Source organism: Nocardioides sp., from assembly GCF_034670285.1.
Lineage (GTDB): Bacteria > Actinomycetota > Actinomycetes > Propionibacteriales > Nocardioidaceae > Nocardioides.
The window spans coordinates 1-11,511 of sequence record NZ_JAXMNS010000071.1 but is presented as its reverse complement, the minus strand read 5'-3'; the positions used below and the strand labels follow the sequence as shown (position 1 = coordinate 11,511).

Annotated in this window: 12 protein-coding genes; 10 read left to right on the top strand and 2 right to left on the bottom strand. The window is 70.1% G+C overall.

Features of this window, described 5'->3' with window-relative positions:
- From VOI19_RS05465 to VOI19_RS05455, 3 genes are all read left to right on the top strand, one after another.
- Positions 1-468, top strand: a 468-nt coding sequence (locus tag VOI19_RS05465; RefSeq protein ID WP_323791944.1) for an acyl-CoA dehydrogenase, incomplete at its 5' end; no start/stop codon positions are given.
- Between the two features lie 70 nt (positions 469-538).
- Entirely contained in the window at positions 539-988 is a 450-nt protein-coding gene (locus VOI19_RS05460; RefSeq protein WP_323791943.1) for a hypothetical protein, read from the top strand.
- Positions 985-1,659 (top strand): class I SAM-dependent methyltransferase, encoded by a 675-nt coding sequence (locus VOI19_RS05455; RefSeq protein ID WP_323791942.1) that lies wholly within the window; start codon positions 985-987, stop codon positions 1,657-1,659. Before VOI19_RS05460 ends, VOI19_RS05455 begins: the two co-directional genes overlap by 4 nt.
- Positions 1,660-1,758: 99 nt before the next feature.
- On the opposite strand, the gene VOI19_RS05450 is transcribed toward VOI19_RS05455, so the two are convergent.
- Complete coding sequence (locus VOI19_RS05450) at positions 1,759-2,736, bottom strand: hypothetical protein (RefSeq protein ID WP_323791941.1); 978 nt, start codon at positions 2,734-2,736, stop codon at positions 1,759-1,761.
- A gap of 203 nt (positions 2,737-2,939) precedes the next feature.
- Positions 2,940-3,434 (bottom strand): inorganic diphosphatase, encoded by a 495-nt coding sequence (locus VOI19_RS05445; RefSeq protein WP_323791946.1) that lies wholly within the window; start codon positions 3,432-3,434, stop codon positions 2,940-2,942.
- 198 nt (positions 3,435-3,632) lie between these two features.
- Here VOI19_RS05445 and dacB point away from each other — a divergent pair, with 198 nt between their 5' ends.
- The 7 genes from dacB to VOI19_RS05410 form a co-directional block, all read left to right on the top strand.
- Complete coding sequence (gene dacB, locus VOI19_RS05440) at positions 3,633-5,150, top strand: D-alanyl-D-alanine carboxypeptidase/D-alanyl-D-alanine-endopeptidase (protein ID WP_323791940.1); 1,518 nt, start codon at positions 3,633-3,635, stop codon at positions 5,148-5,150.
- Positions 5,151-5,436: 286 nt separating this feature from the next.
- Complete coding sequence (locus tag VOI19_RS05435; RefSeq protein ID WP_323791939.1) at positions 5,437-6,489, top strand: zinc-dependent metalloprotease; 1,053 nt, start codon at positions 5,437-5,439, stop codon at positions 6,487-6,489.
- On the top strand, positions 6,486-7,550 hold the full coding sequence (gene tilS, locus VOI19_RS05430) for a tRNA lysidine(34) synthetase TilS (RefSeq protein ID WP_323791938.1): 1,065 nt from the start codon (positions 6,486-6,488) through the stop codon (positions 7,548-7,550). The genes VOI19_RS05435 and tilS overlap by 4 nt, the downstream gene beginning before the upstream one ends.
- 10 nt (positions 7,551-7,560) lie before the next feature.
- Entirely contained in the window at positions 7,561-8,112 is a 552-nt protein-coding gene (gene hpt, locus VOI19_RS05425; RefSeq protein ID WP_323791937.1) for a hypoxanthine phosphoribosyltransferase, read from the top strand.
- 124 nt (positions 8,113-8,236) lie between these two features.
- On the top strand, positions 8,237-10,291 hold the full coding sequence (gene ftsH, locus VOI19_RS05420; protein ID WP_323791936.1) for an ATP-dependent zinc metalloprotease FtsH: 2,055 nt from the start codon (positions 8,237-8,239) through the stop codon (positions 10,289-10,291).
- A gap of 41 nt (positions 10,292-10,332) precedes the next feature.
- The gene (gene folE, locus VOI19_RS05415) at positions 10,333-10,950 is read left to right on the top strand and encodes a GTP cyclohydrolase I FolE (RefSeq protein WP_416366334.1); all 618 of its coding nucleotides are present in this window, start codon (positions 10,333-10,335) and stop codon (positions 10,948-10,950) included.
- A 10-nt stretch (positions 10,951-10,960) separates the two neighbouring features.
- On the top strand, positions 10,961-11,511 hold a 551-nt coding region (locus VOI19_RS05410; protein WP_323791935.1), incomplete at its 3' end, for a sulfatase-like hydrolase/transferase.

Genomic DNA, 11,511 nt, shown 5'->3' with positions numbered 1-11,511 from the left:
CAGGAGGCCGGGCTGCTCGACCCCGAGTACCAGCTGGCGATGCTGCGCTTCCGCGAGGAGCACATGCTCTCCGGAGCCGCGCGCCGACTCAAGCGAGGCATGGATCAGGGGATGAACCCCGGGGTGGTGTTCTCGCGGGTCCAGGACCACGTCATCGCCTCTGCCGAGGCTCACATGGAGCGGCTGGTCCTCGAGGCGTTCGTCGCCAAGATCCGCGAGCTGCCCGAGGGTGACCTGCGCGTCGCCCTCTCGCTGCTGTGCGACCTGCACGCGTTGAGCGTGATCGAGGCCGACCGGGCGTGGTTCATGGAGCACGGACGCCTCACGACCCAGCGCAGCAAGTCCATCAGCCGCGAGATCAACAGCCTGTGTCGCAAGGTGCGCCCGCTCGCCGGCGACCTCGTCGACTCCCTCGGGGTGCCGCACGCCATGCTGCGGGCCCCGGCGCTGGTCGGACCGGTCGGCTGAGGCCGTGGGCCCGGTCGCGGTAGTCCTGCCGGGCAGGGCCTACCCGGCCACCGGGCCGGTCCTCGCAGTCGTGGTCGAGCGGGCCGAGCGACTGGGTTTCGACGTCCGCTTCGCACGATGGCGTCTCGCCGCGCTGCCGGAGAACCCGACCGGGTTCGTGGTCTCACGGCTGCTCGAGACATCCCCCGAGGGCGCCGATCTCATCATCGCCAAGTCGCTCGGATGCCGAGCGGCAGCGCACGCCGCACGAATGCAGACTCCGGCCGTCTGGATGACCCCGGTGCTCACCGATCCCGAGGTCGCGGCCGGGATCGCCGACAATCCTGCGCCGCAGCTGGTGGTGGCGGGATCCCGCGACCCGATGCACGATTCGACGGCGGCCGCGGGCCTGGGTTGCGCCGTCCTCGAGCTATCGGGTCTTGATCACGCCTTGAGCGCCACTGGCGACTTCGTCGTCCCGGACGCCATCCTGGAGCAGATCGCCGGTGCGACCGACGACTTCCTCAGGAGGCTGCCATGACCGGACTCCGGTTACCCGGGCTCGGCGGATGGGGTGACGACCCGTTGTGGGCAAGCGTCTACGACTGGACCGTGGAGCAGCCACGCCTCGGCGGGCTGCTGTGGGCCGGGGCCATCCAGAGTGACCTCCGCCGGCTGTACGAGGCAGTGGCCGAGGTCGGCACCCTGCCGGCCGGCGCCCGCGTGCTCGACGTGCCTTGCGGGGGTGGGGTGGCCCTCCGCGGGCTGAGCCCCGGCCAGGACGTGGAGTACGTCGCAGCCGACATCGCACCGACGATGCTGCGCCGCACCATGGAGGCCGCCCGCGCTCGCGGGGTGGAGGACCAGGTGGTGCCGCGGGTCGCCGACGTCGAGGACCTTCCGTTCGAGGATGCCTCGTTCGACCTGGTGCTCTCCTTCACCGGCCTGCACTGCTTCCCCGACCCCGCACGTGCGGTCGTCGAGATGATGCGCGTCCTGCGTCCGGGCGGCGTGATCTCGGGCAGCGCCCTGCTCAACGACACCGGTCTGCTCCACGAACCGATGCGTCGCATCGGCCGCCTCGCCGGTCTGCTCGGACCGGGGTGTGACGGCATCGAGATCGAGCAGTGGCTCCACGGTCAGGGCGTCGCGGCTCCCGCGCTCGTGCGGTCCGGAGCCATCGGCTACTTCCGCGGGGTCAAACGATCCTGACGCCCCGGATCGGGAGTTTCACCACTTCAGCGGAGAATCTCCCGCTTCTGTCACGGAACTTCATGACAGAAGCGGGAGATTCGTCAGGTTTGGGCGCACTCACAGGCCGGCTGCACGGCCCAGGGTTCCGAGGCTCCCCCGATTGAGCGCGGCCCGGATGCGCTGGGCGGTGTGCTCCGGAAAACTGAGGTCGCGCCAGGTGATTCGGATGACGGTCCATCCGGTGAGCTCGCGGATCCGGTCCTCGCGGGCCTTTTCGCGCATGACCGCCTGCTCGATGGTCTCGCCTGGCCGCCGGTATCGGTGGTACTTCTCCATGCCGTCGAACTCGACGATCACCCGGTGTTCCGGCCAGGCGAAGTCGACGCGGTATGTCGTGCCGCTGAACGGGTCGAAGATCTCGAACTGGGGCTCCGGCATCGGGAGCCCTTGACTGAACACGAGGTGTGAGGTCCGGCTCTCGCCTACCGACTCGATCCGCTCATCGGCGAGGAGAAGCACTGGATGCTGTCGCAGAGAGCCCGGCCAGTTGCTCGAGCGCGCGATCGTCTCCGCCAGCTCGTCCTTGACCATCAGTCTGCAGTGCAGGAAGTGGTTGGCCTGCACGAGCCCGGCGACGACGCCGTCGGTGCAGACGGTGTCAGCCACCGACCGCGCCGGCGTGGTGACCCAGTGTCCGTCGAGTCGCCTCAGATCCCCGACCCGGCACTCGCCGGTGTGATGTCGGATCCGACTGCGCTGGCGCCCTCCGCCCTTGAGGTGGGTGAGGTGCACGGCGCGTAGGTCGAGGCCGTACGCCGGACCGCCCTGAACGATGCAGGCGCTGGCATGGGAGAGCGCGACGTGGCTGTCGTACAGATGGATCACACCGGCGCAGAGGAGCCGGTGCCGCTCACGCTCGTCGGCGGCGATGAAGACCGAGCGGTCACAGTAGATGCCCTGGCGCAGCCTCACCAGGAATTTCGCGCGCACCAGTCGGGCCAGGGCTTTGTCGTCGATGCCCATGGCCACGGCATTACGTCGGAGGAGCAGGCCGTCTTTGTCACAGGCGTGGACGGCGGGTTCGAGAGTGTTCATCGGCCCAGCGTCATCGTGGCGACCCCGCACCGTTGGACGCTGGCGGGTCGCTGTGGAGCCCGGCCGCTCGGAGAATCGCTGTGGACAGATCGGGGGCAGAGGGGCCCGCATGACGAAACTCCCGCTTCTGTCACGGAACTTCATGACAGAAGCGGGAGTTTCACCGCTTCAGCGGAGAATCTGCCTCGCTGGCCCGCGGTGCGTCAGTGCGACTTGGGCTGACCCTTGGCGCGCTCGAAGGAGGCGCGGACCTCGGCCTCGGCCTCGGTACGGCCGACCCAGTCGGCGCCCTCGACGGACTTGCCGGGCTCGAGGTCCTTGTAGACCTCGAAGAAGTGCTGGATCTCGAGCCGGTCGAACTTCGGCACGTGGCTGATGTCGCGCAGGTGCTCTTGGCGCGGGTCGTTGGCCGGCACGCAGAGGACCTTGTCGTCGCCGCCGGCCTCGTCGGTCATGCGGAACATGCCGATCGCGCGGCAGCGGATCAGGCAGCCGGGGAAGGTCTTGGTCGGCAGCAGCACCAGCGCGTCGAGCGGGTCGCCGTCCTGGCCGAGGGTGTCCTCGATGTAGCCGTAGTCGGCCGGGTACTGGGTCGAGGTGAACAGCACGCGGTCCAGGCGCATGCGGCCGGACTCGTGGTCCACCTCGTACTTGTTGCGCTCCCCCTTGGGGATCTCCACCAGCACGTCGAACTCCAGCACGTGATTCCTCCAAGCAAGTCAGGCAAGTCAGGGCGAGTCAGGATATGTCGAGCAAGTTGCCCATGCAGCACCGCGAACGACCGCCACATGGGTGAGGGGCCTGATGGCCCAGGGCACAGTCTCGCGCACAATGGCCGCTGACGCGTACCCGGGATCGCCTGGGGAGACCGACGACGAGGCAGGAGGTGGGATCGCGTGCCCACGTCGAGCCGCCGTCCGCGCGCTGCTGCCGCCTCCTCCACCGGCCCGAGTCGTGGGTCGGTCCGAGCCACTCTGGCCCTGGTCCTCTTCCTGGCGTTGGTCGCCGGCGGGGTGGCCACCTGGCGCTACGACCTCCTCGACGGCCGACTCGACGCACTGATCGGCACGGGACCCGACGCGCCCGCGACCGGCGACCCGGCCGCCGTCGCGCCGCCGCCGGGGCTCGACCTGCCGCCGGTGGTGGCACCAGGGCCGGTGGCCGACGCCTCCTCGACGGGCGGCAGCCTCGATGCCGCTGCGGTGCGCAGCGCCCTGGCCCCCTACCTGCGCGACCCCGACCTCGGGCGGCACGTGCGAGTGGCGGTCGCCCCGCTCGGCGACGCACCCGTGGTGTTCGCCTCCGGCTCCCGCCCGGCCATCCCGGCGTCCACGACCAAGCTCGTCACCACGGTCGCGGCGCGGCTGGCCCTCGGCCCCGACCACGTGTTCTCCACCTCGGTGCGGCTCGGACCGACCGAGGGTGCGAAGGGCACGCGCGCTGCGCTGACGCTCGTCGGCGGCGGCGACCCCTTCCTCGAGCGCGCCCCGACGACTCCGGACGGCGACGCGTGGCCCTACCCGGCCCGCGCGGACGTCGCGACGCTGGCCGAGGCGACTGCTGCTGTGCTGGGGGAGCAGGGGGTGCGCCGCGTGCGGCTCTCCTACGACGACAGCCTCTTCACCGGGCCGGCGATCAATCCCACCTGGGAGGACGACTACATCCCGGGCGTGGTCACCCCGACCTCCGCACTCTGGGTCGACGTGGGGCGCACCCTGTCCCGCAGCTCGCGGGTGGACGACCCAAGCGGCGAGGCGGCCGGCGCGTTCGCGGCCTCCCTGCGCGGTGCAGGGATCAAGGTGAGCGGGAGCCCGACCCCGGGTTCGGCGGCCTCCCGGTCGCGGGTCGTCGCGCAGGTCGACAGCGCCCCGCTGTCGCAGATCGTCCAGCGCGTCGTCGACGTCAGCGACAACGAGGCCTCGGAGGCCCTGCTGCGCCACATCGGGATCGCCGAGTACGACGACGGCTCGACGGACTCCGGACGGCGCGGGGTGCGTGCGCTGCTGCGGTCGGCCGGCGTCCGTCTCGCAGGCAGCACGTTCTACGACGGCAGCGGGCTCTCCCGCGCCAACCGGGCCGAGCCTGGGGTGCTTCTCGATGTCTTACGCCTCGCCGCCGACCCGACGCGACCCGACCTCCGTGCGGCGGTGGAGGGGCTTCCGGTTGCGGGCTTCACCGGGTCGTTGAGACTCCGAATGGACGAGGGCCCCCCGGCCGGCCTGGGGCGGGTGCGGGCCAAGACGGGCACGCTGCGAGCTGTCTCCTCGCTGGCCGGCCTGGGCACCGACCTCGACGGCACGGTGTTCGCCTTCGTCCTGATGGCCGATGCGATCGCCCTGGAGGACACCCTCGACGCCCGACAGGCCCTCGACAGCGCTGCAGCGGCGCTGGGGGCCTGCCGTTGCTCTGGGTGAGCTAGATGTGGTGCTTGTTACTAAGTTGTGGATTTGGTGTAGATCGAGGGTGTCTGGTTCGTGACCCCGGCCTCCGTAATGTTCTGTTTGTCGGAAGGACCCGGGGGGGTCCCAAGACACACCGAACTTAAGCGGTCAGTGATCCCGGGGGGGATTCGCAGGGATCGCGGGTTTGGAGGGAATACGGAAAGACCTGTTCGGCACCTCCGGGGGGAAGTGCCTTGAGCAGGTCTTCCGTTCTTTTTCGGGCTTTTTGGCCTGACTCGTGGCCCTGTAGGTTCGCCTCATGACAGCCGACGCCGTTCCGTCCGCGCACGACCCGCACGGAGTCGTCGACTGGGACCTCGCAGTCCGCGTCGGCACTCGGCTCGCCGGCCCCGGCCCCGAGATCGCCCGCGACGAGGCGCACGCAGCCGTGGCCGAGCTTCGCGCGGGCGCCAACCGATCGACGGCCCTGGTGCGCGACTTCACCGGCCTCGTGGCCGCCGAGCACACCGCCCCTGTGCTGGTCGTCGACCGGCATGGCTGGATCAGCGCCAACGCCGAGGCCTTCAAGCACGTCATGGCCCCCCTCATCGAGAACGTCAGCAAGAAGCCGCCCACCGGCGCGGCGCTCGCCATCGGCTCGCGGATCGCGGGGCTCGAGGTCGGGGGACTGCTCGGCTTCCTCGGTGGCAAGGTGCTGGGTCAGTTCGACCCCTTCCACGCCCCCGACGGCCGCCTGCTCCTGGTGGCCCCCAACATCGTCAACGTCGAGCGCGAGCTGGGCGTCGACCCGAGCGACTTCCGGCTCTGGGTCTGCCTCCACGAGGAGACCCACCGGGTGCAGTTCACCGCGGTGCCGTGGATGCGCGAGCACCTCTACTCCGAGATCAACGCGCTCTCGTCCACCATCAGCCCCAGTGGCATCGACGAGCTGTTCAAGCGGCTCGGCGAGGGCATGAAGAAGGGCCTGGGCAAGACCTCGATCGTCGAGCTGATGAGCACCCCGGAGCAGCAGGAGATCCTCGACCGCGTCACCGGGATGATGTCGCTGCTCGAGGGCCACGCCGACGTCGTCATGGACGGCGTGGGTCCGTCGGTGATCCCCAGCGTCGAGCAGATTCGTGCGCGCTTCACCGAGCGCCGCAAGGGCGTGGGCGCGCTCGACCGCCTGCTGCGCCGGCTCCTGGGCTTCGACGCCAAGATGGCGCAGTACCGCGACGGGGCCCACTTCGTGCGCAGCGTCGTCGACAAGGTCGGGATGGCGGAGTTCAACGCCGTCTGGGAGAGCGCCGAGAACCTGCCGTCCAAGGCTGAGCTCGCCGACCCGGACGCCTGGGTCTCCCGCGTGCTGTGAGCCTCGACCCCGCCGTCGCGGCCGTTCGACTCGCCGTACGACGGGGCCTGCCGGTCCTCAGCGACGGTGCGGGAGGCCGCTGGGTCCCCGAGACGGACGTCGTCGTGGTCGCCTGCTCCGGCGGCGCCGACTCCCTGGCGCTCCTGGCAGCCACGGTCTTCGAGCTGCGACGCACCCCGGTGCGCGTCGTCGGCGCGATCGTCGACCACGGCCTCCAGGACGACAGCGCGGCGCACACCGCCCGTGTCGTGGGGCAGATGGCCGCCCTCGGTGTCGACGAGACGGTCGGCGCCCGGGTGCAGGTCGATCCTGGCGGGCGGGGCGTGGAGGCGGCTGCCCGTGAAGCCAGGTACGCCGTGCTCGGTCAGGTCGCCGAGAGCTTCGGCGCCCAGCAGGTGCTGCTGGGCCACACCCTCGACGACCAGGCCGAGACGGCGCTGCTCGGGCTGACCCGCGGGTCCGGGGGACGCTCGGTGGCCGGCATGCGGCCGCGCTTCAGCAGTCCCGCGGCCGCCGCCAGACCCGCTGACCCCCCGACGACCTTCGTGCGGCCCCTGCTCGGCGTCCGGCGTGCGCAGACCGAGGCGGCCTGTCGAGCCGAGGGCATCGACTTCTGGGTCGACCCCCACAACAGCGACCCGCGCTTCACCCGCTCACGCGTGCGCCACACGGTGCTGCCCCTGCTGGAGCGCGAGCTCGGACCGGGGGTGGCCGAGACCCTGGCGCGCACGGCCGAGCAGCTTCGCCCCGACATGGAGCTGCTCGACTCGCTCGCCGAGGCGGCGCTGGTCGAGCACGACCACGACGGCTCGTTCGACGTCCGAGCGCTCGAGACCCTGGCGCAGCCGGTCCGCACGCGCCTGCTCCGCCTGGCCGCCCTGCGCGCGGGCTGCCCGCCCAGCGAGCTCTTCGCCGTCCACGTCGACGCGCTCGAGGAGCAGGTCTGGAACCGCGACAAGCTGCCGCGCACGATCCAGCTGCCGGGCCACGTGAGCGCCGTACGTTCCGGCGACCACCTGCGGTTCGGACCGACCGACCCAGCAGTGGGACCCACCCCCTAGGCTGGCGACCATGGACGCATCCGACATCGACGGCGACCTGGTCAACGTCCTCTTCACCGAAGCCGAGATCCAGGCCAAGCTCGGAGACCTCGCCAAGACCATCGAGCGCGACTACGCCGGTGAGGACCTCCTCATCGTCGGCATCCTGCGCGGCGCGGTGATGGTGATGGCCGACATGGCCCGCGCCTTCTCCGGTCACATCGAGATGGACTGGATGGCGGTGTCGTCCTACGGCTCCGGCACCAAGTCGAGCGGCGTGGTGCGGATCCTCAAGGACCTCGACACCGACATCTCCGGGCGTCACGTGCTGATCGTCGACGAGATCATCGACACCGGCCTGACCCTGTCGTGGCTCACGGCCAACCTCGCCTCGCGCAGCCCCGCGAGCGTGCAGATCTGCACCCTGCTCCGCAAGCCGGAGGCGCTCCAGATGCCCGTCGACGTCAAGTACGTCGGCTGGGACATCCCCAACGAGTTCGTGGTCGGCTACGGCCTCGACTACAAGGAGCGCTACCGCAACCTGCGCGACATCGGCACCCTGGCGCCGCACGTCTACTCCTGACACCGGCTCAGCGCACCCCCTCGCCTGCGGTCGACAGGCCCGTCCACCCAGTCACCTGAGATGATGGTGGGACCACGGCGCGCGTGTACCGTCGTGGGTTCACTGTTGCGAGGAAAGTAGTGTCGTGAAGCGCATTTTCAAGGGCCCGTGGGTCTGGATCGGACTGGCGGTCGTCGGGGTGCTCCTGGCGATGCAGTTCCTCGCCCCCGGGGGCGGCTACGACGAGGTCCCCACCTCGCAGATGGAGACCTACATCGCCGACGGTGACGTCGACGAGATCACCTTCATCGACGGTGACCAGACCATCGAGGCCACCCTGGACGACGGCGTGCGCGAGGCCGGCGCGAAGGTCACCACCGCCTACGTGCTCGGCCAGCAGCAGGGCATCATCGCTGCGGTCGATGCCCAGGTCGCCCAGGGCACGATCGAGAAGTCGAACTCCGAGAACCCCCAGCCCAGCCTGCTGGGCACGCTGCTCGTGAGCTTCCTGCCGATCCTGCTCATCATCGTGATCTTCCTGTGGCTGATGAACTCCATGCAGGGCGGCGGCGGCCGTGGCGTCATGCAGTTCGGCAAGTCCAAGGCCAAGCTCATCTCCAAGGACATGCCGAAGTCGACGTTCGAGGACGTCGCCGGCTGCGACGAGGCCATCGAGGAGCTCGGCGAGATCAAGGAGTTCCTCCAGGAGCCCGCCAAGTTCCAGGCCGTGGGCGCCAAGATCCCCAAGGGCGTGCTGCTCTACGGCCAGCCCGGAACGGGCAAGACCCTGCTCGCGCGTGCGGTGGCCGGCGAGGCGGGGGTGCCGTTCTACTCGATCTCGGGCTCCGACTTCGTCGAGATGTTCGTCGGCGTCGGCGCCAGCCGCGTCCGCGACCTGTTCGAGCAGGCCAAGGAGAACGCCCCCGCGATCGTCTTCATCGACGAGATCGACGCCGTCGGTCGTCACCGCGGTGCCGGTATGGGCGGCGGGCACGACGAGCGCGAGCAGACGCTCAACCAGCTCCTCGTCGAGATGGACGGCTTCGACGTCCGCGGTGGCGTCATCCTCATCGCCGCGACCAACCGTCCCGACGTCCTCGACCCCGCGCTGCTGCGTCCGGGTCGCTTCGACCGCCAGATCCAGGTCGACGCCCCCGACCTGAAGGGGCGCGCACAGATCCTCAAGGTCCACTCGCGTGGCAAGCCGCTCGAGGAGGACATCGACCTCACCTCGGTCGCACGTCGTACCCCCGGCTTCAGCGGTGCCGACCTGGCCAACGTGCTCAACGAGGCCGCGCTGCTCGCCGCCCGGACCGGCAAGAAGTCCATCGGTGACGGAGAGCTCGACGAGGCCATCGACCGCGTCATCGCCGGACCTCAGCGCCGCACGCGACTGATGAGCGAGAAGGAAAAGCTCATCACCGCCTACCACGAGGGCGGCCACGCGCTCGTCGCAGCGGCCCTGCCCGGCACGGACCCGGTGCACAAGATCACGATCCTGCCGCGCGGCCGGGCCCTCGGCTACACGATGGTCCTGCCCGACGAGGACAAGTACTCCCAGACCCGCTCGGAGATGCTCGACAAGCTCGCCTACATGCTGGGCGGCCGGGCTGCCGAGGAGATGGTCTTCCACGACCCGACGACGGGCGCCGGCAACGACATCGAGAAGGCCACGTCGATGGCCCGCGCGATGGTCACGCAGTACGGCATGACCGAGCGCCTCGGCGCGATCAAGCTCGGTGACTCCGGCGGCGAGCCTTTCCTGGGCCGCGACATGGGCCACCAGCGCGACTACTCCGAGGACGTCGCCGCGATCGTCGACGAGGAGACCAAGAAGTTCCTCGCCGCTGCGCACCAGGAGGCCTACGACATCCTCGAGGAGAACCGCGACGTCCTCGACGCCCTGGTGCTCGAGCTGCTCGACAAGGAGACGCTCGACAAGGCTCAGGTCGCGAAGGTCTTCGAGGCGCTGCGCCTGCGCCCGGTCCGTCCGGCCTGGACGGGCTCGCCCGATCGCAACCCCTCGCAGATCCCGCCGGTCGAGATCCCGCAGGAGATCCGCGACCGGGTCGCGGCCACGATCGCCGCCGAGAGCCACGGGAGCAACGGCTCGGCCGTCGTCGTCACGCCGCCCGGACCGGGTGGGGACGTGCACGGCGACCCGTCGACGAGTCCGGCACCGCCGGCGCCTCCCGCCTGACCGACCCAGCCCCACCTCGCCGTACCGACCGAAGGATCCGCGTGACCGACAGAATCGCCCTGCCCGAGATCGACGCCTCGGCGGTGCCCGAGTTCGATCACGATCGTGCAGCAGCGGCGATTCGCGAGCTGTTGTTCGCCATCGGTGAGGACCCCGACCGCGAGGGCCTCCGCGAGACGCCCGCTCGCGTCGCCCGGGCCTACGCCGAGGTCACCGGCGGCCTGCGGCAGACGCCGGAGGAGGTCCTGACCACGACCTTCGACCTCGGCCACGACGAGATGGTCCTCGTGCGCGACATCGAGCTCTGGTCGATGTGCGAGCACCACCTGGTGCCGTTCACCGGCGTGGCGCACGTGGGCTACATCCCCGCGACGAGCGGCAAGATCACCGGGCTCTCCAAGCTCGCTCGCCTCGTCGACGTCTACGCCAAGCGCCCGCAGGTGCAGGAGCGACTCACCACCCAGGTCGCGGACTCGCTGATGCGCATCCTCGACGCCCGCGGCGTCGTGGTCGTGATCGAGGCCGAGCACCTCTGCATGACGATGCGTGGGGTCAGGAAGGCCGGCGCACGCACGATCACCTCGGCCGTGCGCGGCGTGATGCTGACCAACGCCGCCACCCGCGCCGAGGCGATGGCCCTGATCCACCGCAACGGCTGAGCTGCTGTCCATGTCGCGCCGCCTGCTCTCCATCCTCACCGCCGTCGTCCTGCTCGTCGCGGTCCCGATCTCGGTCGACGTCATCGACCGGTCGCGCTCCGCGGCCGAGACCCCCACGGCCACCGACCAGCGGGTCCCCGGCACGACGTACGACGCCGACACCGCCCCCAACATCGTGTTCATCTCCGTCGACGACATGACGCTCGACGAGATGCGCTACCTGCCGAGGGTGCGTCGACTCCTGGGCGACGCCGGAGTCACGTTCTCCGAGTTCACCGCGCCCCAGCCGCTGTGCTGCCCCTCGCGGGCGCAGCTGCTCACCGGGCAGTACGCCCAGAACAACGGGGTGCGCACCAACTCCGGCCCCTTCGGCGGCTACAAGAACCTCGAGCCCGACACCGCGCTGCCGGTCTGGCTGCAGGAGAGCGGCTACCACACCGCGATGGTGGGCAAGTACCTCAACGGCTACAAGGCCTCCGACGCCCTCGCGAACGGGGTCGAGGTCGGCTGGGACCACTGGGACCCCACGATCCGGGCGGTCTACCAGTACGAGGGCTACAC

What these genes read in the sequence shown, in the direction of transcription:
- VOI19_RS05455 (WP_323791942.1), top strand. Translation starts at nt 985, where the DNA reads ATGACCGGACTCCGGTTACCCGGGCTCGGCGGATGGGGTGACGACCCG.
- VOI19_RS05450 (WP_323791941.1), bottom strand. Translation starts at nt 2,736, where the DNA reads ATGAACACTCTCGAACCCGCCGTCCACGCCTGTGACAAAGACGGCCTG.
- VOI19_RS05435 (WP_323791939.1), top strand. Translation starts at nt 5,437, where the DNA reads ATGACAGCCGACGCCGTTCCGTCCGCGCACGACCCGCACGGAGTCGTC.
- hpt (WP_323791937.1), top strand. Translation starts at nt 7,561, where the DNA reads ATGGACGCATCCGACATCGACGGCGACCTGGTCAACGTCCTCTTCACC.